This is a genomic window from Acidimicrobiia bacterium (assembly GCA_040880805.1).
Classification (GTDB): Bacteria; Actinomycetota; Acidimicrobiia; order IMCC26256; family DASPTH01; genus DASPTH01.
The window spans coordinates 1-18,462 of sequence record JBBDHW010000007.1; the positions used below are offsets into that span (position 1 = coordinate 1).

Sequence of the window (18,462 nt, forward strand, 5' to 3'; positions counted from 1 at the left end):
GCCCTCGATGTCGGTGAACAAGAACGTGACCGTCCCCGCCGGCAACTCCGCCACCCCGACCCCCTGCTCGCCGCACCCGAGCCGCCAGTATCCCAGGCAAACGGGTGTACTGAAACAACGGGCCTACGCAGGTCAGCAAGTGGACTTCCGACCCGCCTGGGCGCCGCACGTCGCATGGGACTGGGTCGGGGCGGCTCAGGACTTGCGCCCGATCCAACGGACCGACTGGACACGCGATCGGACACGCAACATGCCCTGCGATCAGGAGAAACGTTGTCGTTCCGACAACGTCAGTGGAGGTGGCAGGAGTCGAACCGGGCGAGCGCATCCTGCGTCATCGCAGGTCAAAGCGCATATGCCCTGGTCAGCTGCGCTTTCGCGTTGACCGCGAGCGACCGTCAGTGACGCCGCGCCGCTCTACACGGGTGGCTGCCACCCGCCCGCTAGTTCGATCTGAATGTTGTCCGGGTCGCGCAAGACGATGAGCGGGCCTCCACTCTGTCCTTGCACGTCCTGAACGCCGGAGTGCGAGTCGGAACCACAGAATGCCCCGGAGCGCCGTCAGTGGGTCCAGGGTGAGCGTGACGACCCCGGCGGTGATGCCGAGCGGCCCGGGCGTCGACGCGGTTCACGTCGGTCGCGCCACCGCTGGGCGCGCCGGCGGTTGCCAACGTCGCGACGAATACACGCGTCGTATCGACGTGGCCAACCCGACCGATTGGACGAGCATGGCTGCGGACCAGGGACAACGTTGTCGGAACGACAACGCGAGTGGAGGTGGCGGGAGAGCCCGTCCGCGTCGTCGCAGGTCAGAGCACATCGTGCCTGATTGGCGGCCATCTCGGACAGACCGCGAGTGACGGGCGCTGTGTTCGACTCACTTCGCGTGGACGAGAGCTCCCGCCCGATGACGCTGTATGCTGCGTGGCGTATATGGCACAGCGAACGCAGATCTATCTCAGCGACGAGCAGCGGGCCCGCCTCGACGAGATCGCCAGCCGCAGACAGGTGACGATGGCCGAAGTGGTGCGCCAGGCAATCGACGCCTACGTAGCGTCCGACGACGACGTCGACGCGACCTTCGGTGCCGCGCCGGGCTTGCGCGCGGCGGTGCCGAGCCGAGACGAGTGGGAACGTGGCTGATCTGCTGGTCGACACCGATGTCTGTATCGACCACCTCGAGGGAACCAAACGGCTGCCGCGCAAGGGTCGCCTCGCATACTCGGTGGTGACGCGCGCCGAACTCCTTGCCGGTGGTGCCGGGCACGAGCCCGCGGTCCGCCGATTGCTTGCCGGGATGGACGAACTCGTGGTGGACCGACGGGTCGCTGAGCGCGCCGGTGTGCTCAGGCGCAGCGGTCTTCGCATGCCTGATGCACTCATCGCGGCAACCGCCCTCGTACACCAGTTGACACTGCTCAGCCGCAATACCGCAGACTTCCGCAAGGCACCTGGGCTCCGTGTGCGTTCCTCGTGATCGCGTGCGCGCATGGCCGCGACCCCAATGAAGCGAACGGGAATTGGAAGGAGGGCGGACCCGACACAAGGCCGGCTACGTGATGGTCCGCGTGCCTGGACACCCGCGGGTGAACAAGGAGTCCGCCCCGGGCTGAACCCGCTGTAGGCGTGCAAACGGGTCGAGGCGCGTCGCGCTGTGTCAAATCTGTGTCACGCCGCGTTTCATACCTTTCCCCGCGACGCTGTGACCTGCGCAAACGCGCCGAGATTCGCCGTGGAGGTGGCGGGAGTCGAACCCGCGTCTTCCGAGACCTTGTCGGGGCTTCTCCGAGCGCAGCCGGTGAAGAAGTCTCGGACCACCACCACTCACCGGCAACCTGTGGCGATCCCAGCCCGAGTGAGATGTCCCGCCGGGCCCTCGGGCGATTCCCGGCGGTAAGCCACTCTGAATGGCGCCCCGGTTCCGGCCGAGTGGCTGGGCCAGGAGGGACGCGCTGCTAGTTGGTACTAGGCAGCGATTGCGAGGTTCATGTCCTCGTCAATTGTTTGTGTGTGCCGGCTCTTTCTCGACGATCCGGCGACGTCGGCTCGCTTCCCCCGCCTCGATCCTCGAAATCGAAGCCACGCACCCCCTTGTCAACGTCGCGCCGGTGCATGAGCGGTGAGCGCGACCGCTCCATGATAGTGCGCCGTCAGTCGCGAACTCCCTTGAGTGCGCGTTCGGCTTCACGGTCGGCGTCGCGCTTCGCCAGGGCCTGGCGCTTGTCGTAGGCACGCTTGCCGCGACCGAGCGCGAGCTCGACCTTGGCGCGACCGTCCGTGAAGTAGACGCGGAGCGGTACCAGCGTGTGGCCCTTCTCCTCCGTGCCACGGGCCATCGCCAGGATCTCCTTGTGGTGCGCGAGCAGCTTGCGCTTGCGGTCCGGGTCGAGATCGGCACGCGAGAACGCGTAGGGCGGCACGTGCATGCCGTAGAGCCACACCTCGCCGTCCTCGACGCGGGCGTACGCGTCGCGGATGTTGGCGTGGCCCTCGCGCATCGACTTCACCTCGGAGCCGGCGAGCACGATCCCGCACTCCCACGTGTCGAGCACGAGGTAGTCGTGTCGGGCCTTACGGTTCGTCGAGACGAGTTGATCGCCGCGCCTGCTCACCCTTGCACGGTACCGTTTGTGCCCGTGTCGCCCGAGCTCGGCTCACCCACCTTGCGCCTCTCGCGCGCGCAGTACGAGCAGATCGTCGCACACTGTTACGACGGCCTTCCCGACGAGGCGTGCGGCCTGCTCGCCGGGCCTTTGAGTGGTGACGAGACCACCGGCGAGGTCACCACGGTGTACCCGTGCGAGAACGCGGCGCACTCGGCGCGGATCTATAGGGTCGGCGGCAAGGATCTGATGAGGGCGACGCTCGACGCGAACCGGCGCGACGAGGAGATCATCGCGGTGTGGCACTCGCACACCCACTCCGACGCGTACCCGTCGCGCACCGACGTCGAACAGGCGATGGAGGCACAGAAACTCGAGCGGCCGTGGCTCTACCCGATCGTGAGCTTGAAGGACGGCGAGCCGGTGCTGCGCGCCTACTGGATCCGCGACTCCGTCATCACCGAAGTTCCCGTCGAAGTCGAGGGAGTAGCGTTTCCGCGATGACTGATCGCGAGTACCGGCTGATCTCGGCCGACGGCCACCTCATGGACCCGCCCGACTTGTGGACGTCGCGGGCGCCCGCGAAGTACCGCGATCGGGTGCCCCGGATGGAGCACTTCGAGCAGGGCGACGCCTGGATCTTCCCCGGCCGCGACACGCCGAGCCCGTTCAACTGGGGCGCGTGCGCGGGCCGCGCGCCCGATCAGCAGGGGCTGTGGTGCCGCTTGGAAGACATAAACCCGGGTTGCTACGACGCGAAGGCGCGCGTCGAGGCCCTCGATCTCGACGGTGTCGACGCCGAACTGCTCTTTCCCAATGGGCTCGACTGGGTCGTCGACTCTCCCGACCGCGAGTTCCACCTCTCTATGACGCGCATCTACAACGACCACCTGTCATCGTTCTGCGCGTACGCGCCCGACCGGTTCGGCGGGGCCGCGCTGCTTCCCGCGATCGGTGTCGACGACGCGGTTGCCGAGGTCGAGCGGCTTGCCACGGTGCCGGGCATCGCCGCCTACCTCCTCAAGCGCTACCCGCACGGCGACTCCACGCTCACGCGCGACGAGGACGACAAGGTGTGGGCCGCCATCCAGGACACGGGCAAACCCGTCGCCATCCACGTGAGCCTGCGCAGCGCGGCGTCGTTCAACCAGGCCCCGATGGCGCTGCCGGGCACCGTGCACTTCTACGACGCGCCGGCGCGCATGCTCGAGTTCATCTTCTCGGGCGTGCTCGATCGCTTCCCGAACCTGCAGGTGTTCCTCGCCGAGATCGATTGCGGTTGGCTGCCGTACTACGCACAGCAGTGCGACGACAATTACCTCCGTCACTCGAAGTCGGAGTTGCGCGACGTGCACCTCGCGCGCCTGCCGAGCGAGTACATGAAGGAGCGGTTCCCGGCATCGTTCATCACCGATCCGTACGCGGTCGAGAACCGTCACGCGGTCGGCATCGAGCGGATGCTCTGGTCGAGCGACTTCCCGCACATCACGTCCGACTGGCCCTACTCGTGGAAGACGGTCAACGCCACGTTCATGGGCGTCCCCGACCACGAGCGACACGCGATCCTCGCTGGCAACGCGCAGCGACTGTTCGGCTTCGGCTCGTAGCAGGGGTGGACGGGTCGGTGGACGTCGCGGTCGAGCGCGACGTCGCAGTCGTCGTGCGCGACGGCACCGTGCTCCGAGCGAACGTCTACCGCCCAGTGAGTAGCGGGTCGTACCCCGCGGTCATCGAGCGCACCCCCTACGGTAAGGACGCGGCGCGGCCCTCGAGCACGATCGACGGGGTGCGCGCCGCGGCCGCCGGACTCGTCGTCGTGGTGCAAGACGTGCGCGGCCAAGGGAGGTCGGACGGCGGCGCGTTCTACATGTTCCGCGACGAGTTCGACGACGGGTACGACACGGTCGAATGGGTTGCAGCACAGCCGTTCTGTAACGGCCGCGTCGGCTGCTACGGCACGTCGTACGGCGGGAACACCTCCTGGCAGGCCGCGATCGCCGCGCCACCCTCGCTCGGCGCGATCGCGCCGGTGCAGTCACCGATCGACTACGTCGAAGGTTGGGACTGGCTCACGCGTGACGGCGTCCTCAAGTGGGGCCTGCTGCTCAACTGGACGCTCACCGCCATCGCCGAGTCGCAGGTGCGCCGCCACAGCTCGCCCGACGAAATGTCACACCGGTTGGAGGCGCTCGCGGCATGGACGGACGACCCCGTCGAGTTGTTCTCGATGACGCCGCTCGTCAAGGTGGGCGAGATGCTGCAAGAGGTAATAGGGCCCGGTGCCGAGAGTGCGGGCAAGCCGTTGTCGTTCTTCCGCAACGTCGTCGCGCGGGAGCTCCCTGAGTCGTGGCGCGGTGGAATCGACATCGCGCGCGACCACTCGCGAGTGCGTGTGCCCGCGTTCATCACCGCGAGTTGGTACGACGTGATCCTCGACCACGATCTCGAGCATTACGCGCGCATGCGTGCGTGCGCCGCGACCGACGAGGCGCGGGAGCAGACCCGCTTGTTGATCGGGCCGTGGTCGCACGGCATGTTCCTCAACGTGGTCGGCCAACTCGACTACGGGCGGCGCGCGATGGGCGGTTCGCTCGACCTCGGCGTCGATCTCGGCACGCTGCAGACCGAGTGGTTCAAGGCGCAGCTCGGCGGATCGCACGCCGCCGCGCTCGACGGTCCACGCGTGAAGCTCTTCGTGCAGGGTGTCAACCGCTGGCGCGACGAGGACGACTGGCCGCTCGCACGCGCGAAGCCGACCAACTGGTACTTGCGGAGCGACGGCCGTCTCACGCCCGAACCGCCGCGCGCCGACGAGGGCGTCGACACCTTCGAGTTCGACCCGAATGATCCGTGCCCGACGCTCGGTGGCGATCTCGTGAAACCGCCGGCGTTCCCGCCCGGTCCACTCGACCAGGCGCCGATCATGGGTCGCCGCGACGTGCTCGTGTACACGTCCGACGTACTCGACCGCGACGTCGAGGTGGTCGGACCGGTCGCCGCGCAGCTCCACGCGGCCACCACCGGGGTGTGCACCGACTTCGTGGTCAAGCTGTGCGACGTGCACGCGGACGGTCGCACGTTCAACGTGTGCGACGGCATCGTGCGCACCACGGGTGGCGACGGCGGGTGGACCGTCGACCTGTGGGCAGCCGCGATCGTCTTCCGGCGCGGGCACCGAATCCGCGTGCTCGTGAGCTCGAGCGACTTCCCGCGCTACGAGCGGAACCCCAATACCGGCGAGCACCCATGGGAGGCCACCGTGTTCGAGCCCGTCCGCCAACGCGTGTACCACGACGCCGCGCACGCGTCCTGTGTCGTGTTGCCGGTGGTCGGTTGAGATGCCGGCGTCGGTGCACGGACTGAAGTGACGTTGCTGCAGGTGAAACCACCGTGGCGGCGCATCGTCGTTTCGTCGGACATCAACCCGCGGCACGAAGAATTCCGGGAATGGGTCCCGCCCGACTTCGACCGGCGGTGTTCGACCTCGAGGGCACGAACCATGTGCTCCGGCAGGTTTGAGCGACTCCCGTCGGTAGTCCCAGGGGCTCGTCGGCGAGTTCGACATACTGGAGGTCGTCTTGCCAGGCTTCAGGGATGGCGAACGTGTCGAAAGCCAGAGTGCCGCGAGGCGGGATGATGTTCTCCGTTGGGTACGAGGGCCGCTCGCTTGCAGAGTTCATCGACACGCTGAAGTTCAACCGAGTGAGTGTGCTCATCGACGTTCGCGAAAACGCCGTCAGCAGGAAGCCCGGGTTTGGCAAGCAGAGCCTCGCGAATGCACTCGAAGCAGCAGGAATCGAATACCGGCACGAGCCCTCATTGGGCAACCCGAAGGCCAATCGCGACGCGTTCCGCAACGGCAACCGTGCGGCGGGGAAGCGCCGTTATCGCCGATGCTTGAACAACGGCGCGCGCGGTGTCTACGACACCGTGGTCGAGTTGGCGATGACCAAGCGGGTGGCTCTCCTCTGCTTCGAACGCGACGACACCTACTGTCATCGGAGCTGCATCGTGGAGCAGGCGCAGGCGGAAAACCCGGCCCTCTCGGTATCGCGCCTGTAGTTCTTGTCAGGCTCGCCTCGGCCAGACAATTCCGAGGAGGAGCCACTGGTCGGGAAATCGGTGCTGGTTGCCAACGAGGAAGACCGGGTCATTCTTCGGCCCGCACACATCATTGAGCCAGCGATCCCGAACTCGTTGCTCGGGATCCGCATAGCCGCGGCGATAGTTGCGGTAGGCCTGGTTGATCTCCCAGTCGATGACCTTGAGTCGGCGCGATTCGTCGTCGTCCGGGTACTGCACCACGAAGTGAAAGTCGAACGGGATCGGTTCGAGGGCCTGCCGGTCGTCTAGCGAGAAGAGGTCACCCTGCGCCACCTCGCGCGCAGCCTTCTCTCGAGCTTCCTCGAGTTCTCTGGCTGGCCGAGGCGACACCTCCAAATCGAGGATCCGACCTGTCTCGACAACCGCAAGGCTCGTGCCGGTCGATGCATGTTCCATGAGGACCTGACGCATCGTCCTACCGCGGTGGGGTTCGACCAGTGCCTTCCGCGCCTGCCAGTTGTGCTTTGTATCGATGTGGCCGACAACCCGGATGCTGTCCATGTCGGGCGTGAACGACTCGGGCCGCTCGTCGCTGGTGCTCTTCCTGGCGCGAAGCCGGATCGTGTCCCACTTGTGAACGCGAAGATCAGCAGGTACATCACGCACCCGAAACGGGAAGAGTCGCACCCAATCCGGCTGCCAGAGCGTGTCATGCCGAAAGCCCGCGACGCACACAACTTCGCCATGCCGGCTGCTGATGGCCGGGTAGGCCATGACGGACACGGCGACCTCGATGTCTTGGAAGGCTTCGGTGGGCATATGAACACCTCGCATGGCGACAGACGACATTCTCGTGCAGCGGGCAGGGTGCCTGGCGGTGGACAGGTCGGGTCCTTGGATCGGAAGATGTCGCGCATGAACCGTCGCGGAACGCCGAGCGCGTTCGTCATCAGCATCACGCCGTTCGACGAGACCGGCGAGATCGACTGGGACGCGACCCGCGCCCACTTCCGGCGCCTGCGGGAGTCGGGGATCGGGGTCTACGTCGGTGGTGGTGGGAGCGGCGAGGGTCACACGCTCCTGCCGCACGAAGTCGATGCGCTCCTGGCGCTCGCGGTCGACGAGCTGCTCGGTTCGGTGCCGACACGCGCGATGGGCGTCGAGCCGCGCACCGCGAAACAGATGATCGAGTTCGGGAGGCGCGTGAAGGACACCGGACTCGACGCGATGCAGGTGTACAGCCTCGACATGGGCCACCTCGGCATCCCGCGCCCGCAGGAGCTCGACCGGTATTTCCGCGACGTGTTGGAGCAGGTCGAGATGCCGTCGGTGATCTCGACGCACTTCTCGGTCGGCTACATGGTCCCCGTCGACCTCCTGTGCACGCTCTGCGACGAGTACCCGTCGGTGATCGGCGTCAACTGCTCGATCGGCCAGGACTTCACGTATCTCGTGCGGCTGCTCGACGAACTTCCTGGGCACGTCGAGGTGCACGTTGGCGGGCCGATGCACGCGCTGTCGGCGTTGGCGATGGGCGGCACCGGCTTCCTCTCGTCGGAGGCGAACCTCGTCCCGAAGCTCGCGAACAGCGTGGTCACGCACTATGGCGTGGGCGATTACGCGGCCGCGGCCGACGCGTACGCAAAGGTCGTGCAGGTGTTCACGCTGTTGTCGTCGCGCGTCGCGGTGAAGGCGTTGCTGAAGGCGTTCGGGCTGCCCGGCGGCGAGCCCCGACTGCCGCGCATGCTGCTCACCAGCGAGGACGACGCGCGCGAGGCCGTCGCGGCACTGCGCAGGATCGGCATCCCCGAGCTACCGTGAAGTGATGCGGCGGAGCTCCGCGGTCGCATCGATCCTGATCATTGCGATGACGATCGCGGCCCCAGCGTCGGCGGCGACCGCGAGGCCGAAGTTCGTGCTGACGAGCACCGCGTTCGGAGACGGCGGCACGATCCCGATCGAGTACACGTGTAGGAGCACGGGCACAACGCCGCAGCTTGCGTGGAAGCGCGTGCCCTCTGGCACGAAGGAGCTCGGCCTGATCATGGAGGACCCCGATGCGCCGAGCGGCACGTTCGTGCACTGGGTCGTGGCGGGGATCAAGCCGAAGCCGCCGTCGATCGCAGCCGACGCCGACCCCGTCGGAGCATTCGTCGGTGTGAACAGTGTTGGTCGCCCCGGTTGGCAGCCGCCGTGCCCGCCGCCCGGCCCTGCGCACCACTACGTGTTCACGCTGTACGCGGTCGGAAAGAAGGTGACGCTGCCACCAGGGGCGACCGCGGCGACGCTGCGCACCGCGATGAAGGGCAAGATTCTCGCAAAGGCGAAACTCGTCGGTTTGTTCGGCACCTGACTTCCGAGCATCCAGGACTCAGCCCGCGGCCGCCATGAGTGACACGTGGCTCGTGTGCGTATGTCATCGGCCGCGTTCGTTGTCACTCCATACGCGAGGGTCGGCGTCGTCGGTCGCCTCGAACACTGCGACGACGTCGCCCCCGCGCGTGAGGGCGAGCCCGACGTGACCGGCGCCCGGCTCGAGGTCGTTCGCGAAGAGCTCGGCACCGGTGATCACCTCGTCTCGCGATCGCGTGCGCACGCGGACTTGTCCGCCCCGCTCGCCGGCGGTCGCGACGATGCGTGGGAATCCGTCGGGTGCCTCGACGGTGACACGCCGCGTGCGGACCTCGCGCGCCAGCCGGCGCTCGAGATTGTCGATTGCGCGTCGCAGGCCGACGATTTCCTCGCCGAGCTCACGGATCGAGCGTTTGCCGTCGGGGCGTCGCGCGCCCCCGTTCCGTCGTGCCATGTCGCCTTCCCTCCGTTTGTCTCGCGATGGGCGAGCGGTTCGGGGAAGCGAGCGTCGGCTGACGCTCGGGCATCGTGACACAGCCGTGTGACGGCTACCGCTTCGGAGGTCGCCCGCGAGATCGCTTGGGCGGTGGCTTGCGCCGCCGCTTGTCGGCCTCGAGCTGTGCGTCGGCCAAGCGGAGAAGCTCGGAGGCGCTCGTGTCCAACGCCTGAGCGAGCGTCCGAAGATTGTCGAGCGACGGCAGGCGCTCACCGCGTTCCCACAACGAGATGGTGGTGCGGTGGATGTCGCTCTGGAAGTCGAGCTCCTGCTGCGTGAGCCCGCGGTCCTCGCGGAGTGCACGGAGCGCTCGCCCGAACGCGCGTCGAAAGGCTTGATCCACGGCCCGGCACCATCGTCGGCCGGCCGTGCTAGAAAAACAGAACTACTGCTGCATTTCGGCGCGGCGTCGACCGCGCGGGAGGGGCCAGTGCCGAGGGCGCGCAAGGCAACGGCGAAGCCGATCGAGCCGTACGACCACAAGGAAGCGACGCGGCTCAACAACCCGGAAGCCGGCCTCGCCCGCTACGAGACCGAGGCGCCCCCGAAGAAGCGGTTCGAGTACCAGTACGACCCGCGGATGGACCCGCAGCTCGAATGGGCGGGCAAGGCCGAGCGCACGAACTTCGACGTCGACGCCGTGAGCATCCACGTCCACGAGCGGCTCTCCACCGAGGCGATCATCGCGACGGTGCGTAAGGAGCCGCCGCAACTCGCGATGTTCAACGATCCGGAACTCGAACGTGACAAGGAGATCGGCTTCTACCAGCACGAGGTCGACTGGACCAACCGGCTGATCCTCGGCGACTCGCTCGTGGTGATGACGAGCCTGCTCGAACGCGAGCGCATGGGCGGGCAGGTGCAGTGCATCTACGTCGACCCGCCCTACGGCATCAACTACAACTCCAACTTCCAGGCCGACATCGCCAACCGCTCACCGCGTGAGACCGACGACGGCGCCCTCACGAGAGAGCCCGAGCAGATCCAGGCCTACCGCGACACCTGGACCCTCGGCGTGCACTCCTACCTCACCTACCTCCGCGACCGACTACTCGTAGCGCGCGAGTTGCTCGGAGAAGAAGGCAGCATCTTCGTCCAGATATCCGATACCAATGTGCATCGTGTACGCGTGCTCCTCGACGAATTGTTCGGAGCGGACAACGCGGTAACGCTGATCACGTTCCTGAAGACCAGCTCGGCGGGAAGTCCTTCCGGCGGGACGAAGACGCTTCCCACGACAGCCGATTACGTTCTCTGGTACGCGAAGAACCGCGAGAAGGTGAAGTATCGGCAGCTCTATACCGAGAAGGAAGCAGGCGGCGCAGGGGGCGGTCAATACACCTGGGCTGAGCTCCCGAATGGCGAGCGGCGTCGACTTCTTTCCGGCGAGGCGCTGCCGGACGGAGCCCGCCTTTTCAGAGCTGACAACCTCACGTCGCAGACGGGGGTCGCGACAACGCAGTTTCCAGTGGAACTCGACGGGCGGACCTTCCGGCCTCCGACCGGAGGTTGGAAGACGAACGCTCAGGGCATGCAGCGGCTCATGAGCGCGAACCGGCTGATCATTGTCGGCAACAGCCTCGCCTACGTTCGCTACATCGACGACTTCCCCGGCTTTCCGATCACCGAGGTCTGGCTCGACACCATCACGAGCGGCTTCGCCGGTGCAAAGCGGTACGTCGTGCAGACCAACCCGAAGGTCATCGCGCGCTGCCTCCTGATGTCGACTGATCCGGGCGATCTCGTGCTCGATCCCACGTGCGGATCGGGAACGACTGCATACGTTGCCGAGCAGTATGGACGTCGTTGGATCACCACGGACACAAGTCGCGTCGCGATGGCCGTGGCGCGCGAGCGCGTCCTCACCGCGACGTTCCCGTACTACCGATTGATCGACGAAGTCCGAGGCGTTGATGCCGGCCTTCGCTATCGAACCATTGAACGGACGATGCTGCGGTCGATTGTTCGCGACGAACCGCCGGCAGAGATCGCGCTGTACGACCTGCCCGAGGTCGACAATTCCAGGGTGAGGGTGTCGGGCCCGTTCACCGTGGAGGCGCTCTCGCGCTACGCGGTGAACCCGCTCCACGACGACGTGCCACCCGATCCCGGCGAGCTCAACGCCACTGCCGATCACGTCGACCAACTGCTCGCCGCGCTGAAGACCCGCGGCATCCCGGTGAAGGGCGCCAAGCCCGTCGACATCACGACCGTCACGCGCCTCACCGGTACGTCGCCGCTGCACGCCGAGGGCACGCTCAGCGACGGGCGCAGCTTCGCGGTGAGCGTCGGCCCGCGCTACGGCCCGATCACGGTGGCCCAGGTCGACGAAGCCCTCTACGACTCATACGGCTACGACCTCGTGGTGTTCGCCGGCTTCGCCGCCACCGCGGAAGCGCAGAGCTTCCTCGCACCGGGCAAGGCGGGTCGCTTCGACGTCGTGCTCCTCGAAGCGAACGCCGACCTCCTCCTCGGCGACCTGCTCCGCAACACGTCGGCCAGCCAGACCTTCCGACTCTTTGCCGCGCCCGACGCGTCGGCGGAATCGTTGAAGGACGGCACTCTCTTCGTCGATCTGCGCGGCGTCGACGTGTACGACGCCGCGAAGGGCGAGGCGAGCGCGCGCTCGCGCGAAGACATCGCCGCCTGGTTCCTCGACCACGACTACGACGGCGAGGTGTTCCATGTGTGCCAGGCGTTCTTCCCGAAGACCTCGGGCTGGGCGAGCCTCGCGCGCACACTGAAGGGAACGCTCGACGAAGACGCGCTCGCGCAACTCGCCACCTTCCAGAGCAACCCGTTCACGCCCGGCGAGCACCAGCGCGCGGCCGTCCGAGTGGTCGACTTCGCCGGCCAAACCAGCGAAACCGTCATACCGCTCCGGTGATTCATGCACGCACGCGGAGTCGTACCCTTGGGTCATGACCGATGACAAGAACGAATCGACTCCTTCACCGGAGGACGCGGCAGCTCGGGAGCGCTGGCTCAACGAGGACCCACCCGAGCTCGAGTTCTTCCGGAAGGCGCGCGCGCTTGGGATGCTGGACAGTCAGCGGCGAGCGCGCAACGCCGAGCTCGAACAAGACCAATAGCTCGCTCGGATCAGCTCCAGGTCAGCGCTTCGCGCCAGCGGTCTTCGACATCCCACTCGCGAACCCAGTGGTCGACGTAGGCACGGTCGTACTCCTCGCCGGCCGTCAGGATCGAGCGAATGTCGTCGCGATCTTTCGGCCGCCATGCGATCACCTTGTGTATCAACACATCCTCGATCGTGAGTGGGCCGCGGTTGGCTCGCCGGATCGCCAAGCTTTGGTACTCGGTTCCTCCGACGATCAGATCGATGCTGTCCAAGCCTCGGCGCGCTCGAATGAGGTGGGGCTCGCCGGCATCCCGCTTGACGTCGAGATTCCACCCAGCTTGTTCGAGCACGGTTGGGAGTTCGTCCCGCCACTGCACGAGCAAGTCTGCGTCGGTGGTGAAGCGGTGAGTGCCGCGGTACTCGTCAGCCGCAAACGCTCCGGCTATGGCCCACGGAACGCCAGCCCGGTCGAGGAGCTCGGTTGTTTCGTGCAAGACGCTACGAAGCCGGCCTTCCCGTTCGGTGTCGGAATCGCCATTGCTCATTTCTTCCCTCCAACGGTGGGAGGCCGCGCTTGGCTCGTCGCTCGTTCACCCAAGCTCGGAACCAAGCCTCGTCCTCGGGGCTCATCGGGGGAAGTTCTTCGCGCTCCAACTCGGCCGAGAACTCGGCCAGCTTCTGCATGTAGCGCTTGTCGTGCTCACTCACCGGCACGTCGCAAGTGTACGCCCGGGGTGTGACGGTTATGCCCAGCGGACAGGTCACCGAGCAGAACCCGATCGTCAACGATCCGTACGCGGAACCCACGCGTCACTGGCAATTCGGTGAGGGCGCACCGGTGCTCGTTGACGGCCGTCGCTCCAGTGGCTACCTCCCGCCGGGCGACTCGAAGTCGGGTGAGCTGTCGGTCACGGGCGAGCTGATCCCGCTCGATCTCGTCAACGACCTGCGCGATCGCGTCGCCCGCTGGCGCGCCGACAACTATCCGGGCGCAACCGCCGTCACCCGCGACCTCTTCGACCGCTGGTTCGATGACGAGCGCGAGCCAGGGACCCGTCCCTTCTTCGCGCAGCAGGAAGCCGTCGAGACCGTCGTGTTCCTCACGGAGGCACCCGCGGATCGTCGTGTCGGGATCGGCGTGCCGCGCACGGAGGCGTACGAGCGGTGGGCCGTCAAGATGGCGACGGGCACCGGCAAGACGCTGGTGATGGCGATGCTCATCGCGTGGTCGTCGCTCAACAAGTCTGCGAACGCGCAGGACACGCGCTTTGCCGACGCGGTGTTGGTGGTGTGCCCGAACCTCACAGTGAAGGAGCGTCTCGCCGAACTCGATCCCCACGCGGTCGTGAACGCGTACAAGTCCTTCGACCTCGTACCGCCCGGCTTGTCCGCGCTCCTCGGCCAGGCGAAGGTCCTCGTCACCAACTGGCACCAGCTCGCACCCGCGACGGATCCGAAGCGCTCGGTGCAACGCTTGGGCGAGGAGAGCCCGGCCGCGTTCTGCCGGCGGGTGATCGAGGGCGCGCTCGGGCGCAAGCGTCGGATCCTCGTGCTCAACGACGAAGCCCACCACGCCTATCGGCACAATCCGAACGCCAAGGTAGGTCGCGACGAGGCCGAAGACGTCGAGCGCGCCACCGTGTGGATCGACGGCCTCGAGCGCATCCACATCGACCGCGAGATCCTGCGCTGCATCGACTTGTCGGCCACACCGATGTACGTGCCGGGCTCCGGCCACGACCCGTGGAAGCCCTTCGAGTGGATCGTGAGCGACTTCGCGCTCGTGGACGCGATCGAGAGCGGGCTCGTGAAGGTGCCGCGCATCCCGGTCGACGACAACGCCGGCGCGTCGGTGCCGAAGTACCGCAACCTCTGGACGCACGTGAAGGCCAACCTGCCCAAGCGTGGGGACGACGCCGACGAAGGTCACCCGCTCACCGACTACCTCACGCAGGTCGACGGCCCCTTGAAGCAACTCGCCGGCGAGTGGCAGTCGACGTTCGGACGCTGGCAGGAGGCGGACCGGCCCGTCCCACCGGCGATGATCGTGATCTGCAACGACACGAAGATGGCCGAGATCCTCGAAGTACACGTCGGTCGCAAGGGCGAGGCCGGGCCCGGGCTCGCCAACTCACCGAGCGAACAACGCACGATCCGGATCGACTCGAAGCTGCTCGCCGACGCGGAGCGTCGCGACGACGCCGAGACGGCGACGGAGGCGGAAGACCGTCTCCGCCGCGTCGTCGCCACCGTGGGCAAGGTCGGCGAACCCGGCGAGCAGGTTCGCTGCCTGATCTCGGTGGCAATGCTCTCGGAGGGGTGGGACGCGCGGAACGTCACGCAGATCCTCGGCCTACGTGCGTTCGCCAGCCAGCTTCTGTGCGAGCAGGTCGTCGGCCGTGGACTCCGACGCTCGTCGTACGACGATCTCGGTACACCCGAGTACGTCGACGTGTACGGCGTGCCCTTCCAGATGCTGCCGTTCGCCAACGGTGATCCGGGTGGGGCGGTGACGACACCACCGAAGCTCACGTCGGTGGTCGCGCGCCGCGAACGCGCCGCGCTCGAGATCAGGTTTCCGCGCGTGGTGTCGATCGTGCACGACGCGCAGACGCGTCTCATCATCGACTGGGACTCGATCGTTCCGGTTGCGGTCAAGCCGGAGCTCGATCCCACCCGCACGACGGTCTCGGGTCTCCAGGGCATAGGCCGCGCGGAGCAGGACCGTGAGTGGGTGTGGGAGAGCTACCGGCGACAGAAGCTCTGCTTCGAGATCGCGTCGAGGGTGATCCGCGGGCAGAAGGACCTCGAGGCGCTCTTCCCGCAAGCGGTGCGCGCGGTCGAGGAGTTCGTCGGCGTGAGGAGGTTGGTCGTCTACGGCGCAGGTGCCGACGAGGGGGAGCTCGACAACGAGCTGTACAAGACGCAGATTGCCGAGAGACTGCTCGACGCGCTGCGCGCCGATGTCGACGAGGGATCGCTGCTCCCCGTGCTCGACGAGTATCTGCCCGAGGGGACCACCGCCGACGTTGCGTTCCAGACCGGCAAGCCCGATCCCGAGCCAACGGTGAGGTCGCACGTGAACTATGTGGTGTGTGACTCGGAGCTCGAGCGCCACATCGCCCGTGAGCTCGAGGCAGACGACCGCGTCGAGTCGTACGTGAAGAACGACCACTTGTTCTGCGAGATCCCGTACCGCTTCAACGGGAAGGCGTGCCGCTACCTGCCGGATTTCCTCGTGCGTCTCGGCGGCGATCGGTTCCTGCTCGTCGAGGGCAAGGGGCGCCAGACGTCGAAGGACGACGCCAAGGAGACCGCCGCACGACGGTGGGTAGCGGCGGTGAACGCCGATGGCCGGTGGGGTGATTGGTCGCACCACGTGGTCCGGGCCAAAGCTGAGGTGCGTGGAGCCATCGACGCGGCATTCGTGGCCGACGTAGTTGTCACAGGGTCGGTGTAAGTTCGGTTCGAACACTTCTCCGCCACTTCCTCCCTTCGTGTCGCGCTGAGGAGGAAGGTCATGGGAGCAGTGAAGCGCCAATCAGGGCTATCCGGGCCCGTACGCGGGCCGGCGGATGTCGTTCGGTTCGTCCAGGCCGCGCTCGGTACGTGGTACGCATCGCACGCCGCGGTCGTCGTCATCGGGCTCGACGCTGCCAGTCGTGTCACGGGTCTGGCCGAGAACCGGCAGCGCTGGACGCCGCGGAGTCTCACGGTGCGCGAGATGGTCGATCTCTCGGCGGAGCTCGCGGCGCGGGCGGTGGTCCTCGTGCAACTCGTGCCGAACCTGCGGCGCGAGCCGTCGATTGCCGACGCGCAGTCGTTCCGCACGTTGGCCACGAAGTGCGCGTCCGAGGGAGTGCAGATCCTCGACTGCGTCGTCGTGTCCGGCCAACGCTGGTGGTCGCTCGGCAGGCTGTTGTCCGAGCGCGCGGCGTCGAACTGAGGAAGGCATGGAAGACGCTCTCGCTCGACTGCGCGGGCCCGACGATGTCGCGCGCTTCATCGCGCGGTGTGTGCAGGACGACACGAGTGTCGATCCGGCGCTCATCGTGCTCGGCATTGATCGCGAGTGCTGGATTGTCGGTGGCGCCGTCAACAACGATCGGGTCTCGCACAACCTGCTGAACCCACGTGAGCTGGTCCAGTTGCGCGACGAGATCGATGCCGAAGCACTCGTGCTCGTCGAGATCCGCGGCGGCGAGCCGACGGCCCCGGAGCTCGTCGAGGCCGACCAGTTCCGGATCTTCGCTGACGCTTGTGAATCAGCCGGGGTCATGCTCCTCGACTGCCTCGTGGTGTGCCGCCACCATTGGTGGTCGCTTCGGGAGCTTCTGCCGAGATCGGATGATTTCGGAATTAGGGGTTGTAATGGGCGGGACTGGGGCGTATGATCGAACACATGTTCGATACGGAGGCACCCGAGCTGGCGACGCTCTCGGCAAGGGTGCTCGACCTCCTGCATGAGATCGACCGTCGGAAGGCCGAACTCGTCCAGGTTGTTGGCGAGTGGGACGCAGCTGAGGAATGGAAACACGACGGCGCGTTGAGCGGCGCGTCCTGGCTGGCACACCGCGGGCCGCTCACCCGGGACGACGCGTTGCGCCTCGTCCACACCGGGCGTCACGCGCAGACTCACGAGCGAACCCGCACGGCGCTCGCAGCCGGCGAGATCTCGGTCGCACACGCCGGCTCGATGGCCGCCGCCGCGTTCCGCCGCGAAGAGGTCTTCGTCGAGGAGGAACCCGAACTGCTCGAGCTTGCGTCCGTGCAGCAACCGGAGCAGTTCCTGTCCACCATGCGGCAGTGGCGCAATCGGGCCGACGAACAGCTCGCCCGCTCCAACTCGCTCAACGCGTCGGAACGCTGCTACCTGCGTGGCAAACCCACGTCGGGAAGCATGATCAAGGTCAACGGGCTGTTCGAGGCCGACGGCTGGGCCACGATCCTGGCCGCGCTGCAACCACTTGCTCGGCCCGACGCAGTGCCGAGCACGTCACCTCGGAGTGGCGGGCGGCGGCTCGCCGACGCGCTCGTCGAGCTTGCGGCGCAGTCACTCGGTGGCGAGACGGGGAGTGGTCGGGTGCGATTCGCGGCCGACATCGTCATCGACTACGAGACCCTGATGCGTATGGCGAACGGCGACCTGCTCGCGCGTATCTGCGACATCGAGGGCTTGGGTCCGGTCCCCCTCTCGATGGTCGAACGGCTCCTCTGCGACTGCTCGGTCGGCCGCGTGCTGATGCGCGGCCAGTCGGAGGTGCTCGATCTCGGGCGGCGCACCGACGTGCCCTCACCGGCGCAGCGCCGCGCACTCGCGCGCCGCGACAAGCATTGCCGGTTCCCCGGCTGCGATCGCCCAGTGCGCTGGACGGACGCGCACCACATCGTGCACTGGATCCGCGGTGGCCCGACCGACCTCGACAACCTCGTGCTCCTGTGTCGCCGTCACCACACCGCATGCCACGAAGGCGGATGGAACCTCGTGCGGAGTGCCGACGGCTCGATCTCCGCAGAACGGGGCCGCGGTCGTGCGCCGCCGCGGTCCAAGGCGGCGTGAGGGCGGCAAATCCCGACCGGTCTGGTCACGCTTGTAGCATGACTGAGATGGCGGTCACGGTTCGTCTCCCTACTTTGCTGCGCTCGTATGCCGATGGCGCGGCGTCCGTCGATGCCGAAGGGGCAACCGTGGGTGAAGTGTTCACCGAGCTCACGGGCCGTTTCCCCGGCCTCGCCGATCAGCTCGTCGACGGCGAGAGAGGGCTCCACAAGTTCGTGAACGTGTACCGGAACGACGACGACATCCGGTACCTCGACCAACTCGACACGAAGCTCGCCGACGGCGACACGATCTCGATCCTTCCGGCCGTCGCCGGAGGCTGAGCGAG

20 protein-coding genes and 1 other RNA gene are annotated in these 18,462 nt (G+C 66.8%); 15 read left to right on the forward strand and 6 right to left on the reverse strand.

The annotated features are described in order from the left end of the window. Nucleotides 1–933 precede the first annotated feature (933 nt). Together WD271_01150 and WD271_01155 are read left to right on the forward strand one after the other, a co-directional pair. The gene (locus WD271_01150; GenBank protein ID MEX1006435.1) at nt 934–1,143 is read left to right on the forward strand and encodes a CopG family transcriptional regulator; all 210 of its coding nucleotides are present in this window, start codon (nt 934–936) and stop codon (nt 1,141–1,143) included. Beyond that, a complete protein-coding gene (locus tag WD271_01155; protein ID MEX1006436.1) occupies nt 1,136–1,477 on the forward strand; it encodes a type II toxin-antitoxin system VapC family toxin in 342 nt (113 codons plus the stop codon). The genes WD271_01150 and WD271_01155 overlap by 8 nt, the downstream gene beginning before the upstream one ends. A gap of 253 nt (nt 1,478–1,730) precedes the next feature. Here WD271_01155 and ssrA read toward each other — a convergent pair. Continuing rightward, nucleotides 1,731–2,091, reverse strand: a transfer-messenger RNA (tmRNA) gene (gene ssrA, locus WD271_01160). Between the two features lie 59 nt (nt 2,092–2,150). After that, nucleotides 2,151–2,612: an SsrA-binding protein SmpB gene (gene smpB, locus WD271_01165; GenBank protein MEX1006437.1), complete on the reverse strand. Its 462-nt coding sequence runs from the start codon at nt 2,610–2,612 to the stop codon at nt 2,151–2,153. 24 nt (nt 2,613–2,636) lie between these two features. Here smpB and WD271_01170 point away from each other — a divergent pair, with 24 nt between their 5' ends. The 4 genes from WD271_01170 (at nt 2,637) to WD271_01185 (ending at nt 6,665) form a co-directional block, all read left to right on the forward strand. Further along, nucleotides 2,637–3,107: a M67 family metallopeptidase gene (locus tag WD271_01170; GenBank protein MEX1006438.1), complete on the forward strand. Its 471-nt coding sequence runs from the start codon at nt 2,637–2,639 to the stop codon at nt 3,105–3,107. Further along, on the forward strand, nt 3,104–4,210 hold the full coding sequence (locus tag WD271_01175) for an amidohydrolase family protein (protein ID MEX1006439.1): 1,107 nt from the start codon (nt 3,104–3,106) through the stop codon (nt 4,208–4,210). Before WD271_01170 ends, WD271_01175 begins: the two co-directional genes overlap by 4 nt. A gap of 17 nt (nt 4,211–4,227) precedes the next feature. Next, nucleotides 4,228–5,940, forward strand: coding sequence for a CocE/NonD family hydrolase (locus tag WD271_01180; protein MEX1006440.1), 1,713 nt, complete (start codon nt 4,228–4,230; stop codon nt 5,938–5,940). Between the two features lie 257 nt (nt 5,941–6,197). Next, on the forward strand, nt 6,198–6,665 hold the full coding sequence (locus WD271_01185; GenBank protein ID MEX1006441.1) for a DUF488 domain-containing protein: 468 nt from the start codon (nt 6,198–6,200) through the stop codon (nt 6,663–6,665). Nucleotides 6,666–6,671: 6 nt separating this feature from the next. Here the strand turns inward: WD271_01185 and WD271_01190 are convergent, their stop codons facing one another. Continuing rightward, the gene (locus WD271_01190) at nt 6,672–7,466 is read right to left on the reverse strand and encodes a hypothetical protein (GenBank protein ID MEX1006442.1); all 795 of its coding nucleotides are present in this window, start codon (nt 7,464–7,466) and stop codon (nt 6,672–6,674) included. Between the two features lie 96 nt (nt 7,467–7,562). On the opposite strand from WD271_01190, the gene WD271_01195 reads away from it, so the two are divergent. Continuing rightward, nucleotides 7,563–8,468 (forward strand): dihydrodipicolinate synthase family protein, encoded by a 906-nt coding sequence (locus tag WD271_01195; GenBank protein ID MEX1006443.1) that lies wholly within the window; start codon nt 7,563–7,565, stop codon nt 8,466–8,468. A gap of 4 nt (nt 8,469–8,472) precedes the next feature. Beyond that, a complete protein-coding gene (locus WD271_01200) occupies nt 8,473–9,000 on the forward strand; it encodes a YbhB/YbcL family Raf kinase inhibitor-like protein (protein MEX1006444.1) in 528 nt (175 codons plus the stop codon). Between the two features lie 63 nt (nt 9,001–9,063). On the opposite strand, the gene WD271_01205 is transcribed toward WD271_01200, so the two are convergent. Both WD271_01205 and WD271_01210 read right to left on the reverse strand, forming a co-directional pair. Further along, the gene (locus tag WD271_01205) at nt 9,064–9,453 is read right to left on the reverse strand and encodes a hypothetical protein (protein ID MEX1006445.1); all 390 of its coding nucleotides are present in this window, start codon (nt 9,451–9,453) and stop codon (nt 9,064–9,066) included. A gap of 94 nt (nt 9,454–9,547) precedes the next feature. Next, nucleotides 9,548–9,838: a helix-turn-helix transcriptional regulator gene (locus WD271_01210; GenBank protein MEX1006446.1), complete on the reverse strand. Its 291-nt coding sequence runs from the start codon at nt 9,836–9,838 to the stop codon at nt 9,548–9,550. An 87-nt stretch (nt 9,839–9,925) separates the two neighbouring features. Between WD271_01210 and WD271_01215 the strand changes: the two genes are divergently transcribed. Together WD271_01215 and WD271_01220 are read left to right on the forward strand one after the other, a co-directional pair. After that, nucleotides 9,926–12,382: a site-specific DNA-methyltransferase gene (locus WD271_01215; protein ID MEX1006447.1), complete on the forward strand. Its 2,457-nt coding sequence runs from the start codon at nt 9,926–9,928 to the stop codon at nt 12,380–12,382. A gap of 34 nt (nt 12,383–12,416) precedes the next feature. Next, the gene (locus WD271_01220) at nt 12,417–12,587 is read left to right on the forward strand and encodes a hypothetical protein (protein ID MEX1006448.1); all 171 of its coding nucleotides are present in this window, start codon (nt 12,417–12,419) and stop codon (nt 12,585–12,587) included. A gap of 10 nt (nt 12,588–12,597) precedes the next feature. On the opposite strand, the gene WD271_01225 is transcribed toward WD271_01220, so the two are convergent. Further along, nucleotides 12,598–13,119, reverse strand: a complete 522-nt coding sequence (locus WD271_01225) for a hypothetical protein (protein MEX1006449.1) — start codon at nt 13,117–13,119, stop codon at nt 12,598–12,600. A 200-nt stretch (nt 13,120–13,319) separates the two neighbouring features. Here WD271_01225 and WD271_01230 point away from each other — a divergent pair, with 200 nt between their 5' ends. Genes WD271_01230 through WD271_01250 form a run of 5 tightly spaced genes read left to right on the forward strand, consistent with a single transcriptional unit; the run spans nt 13,320 to nt 18,457 of the window. Then, a complete protein-coding gene (locus WD271_01230) occupies nt 13,320–16,034 on the forward strand; it encodes a DEAD/DEAH box helicase family protein (GenBank protein ID MEX1006450.1) in 2,715 nt (904 codons plus the stop codon). 60 nt (nt 16,035–16,094) lie between these two features. Next, the gene (locus WD271_01235; GenBank protein MEX1006451.1) at nt 16,095–16,520 is read left to right on the forward strand and encodes a JAB domain-containing protein; all 426 of its coding nucleotides are present in this window, start codon (nt 16,095–16,097) and stop codon (nt 16,518–16,520) included. 7 nt (nt 16,521–16,527) lie between these two features. Further along, on the forward strand, nt 16,528–16,968 hold the full coding sequence (locus tag WD271_01240) for a JAB domain-containing protein (GenBank protein MEX1006452.1): 441 nt from the start codon (nt 16,528–16,530) through the stop codon (nt 16,966–16,968). An 8-nt stretch (nt 16,969–16,976) separates the two neighbouring features. After that, nucleotides 16,977–18,134, forward strand: a complete 1,158-nt coding sequence (locus tag WD271_01245; GenBank protein ID MEX1006453.1) for a DUF222 domain-containing protein — start codon at nt 16,977–16,979, stop codon at nt 18,132–18,134. 47 nt (nt 18,135–18,181) lie between these two features. After that, the gene (locus WD271_01250) at nt 18,182–18,457 is read left to right on the forward strand and encodes a ubiquitin-like small modifier protein 1 (GenBank protein MEX1006454.1); all 276 of its coding nucleotides are present in this window, start codon (nt 18,182–18,184) and stop codon (nt 18,455–18,457) included. The last annotated feature ends 5 nt before the right edge of the window (nt 18,458–18,462 follow it).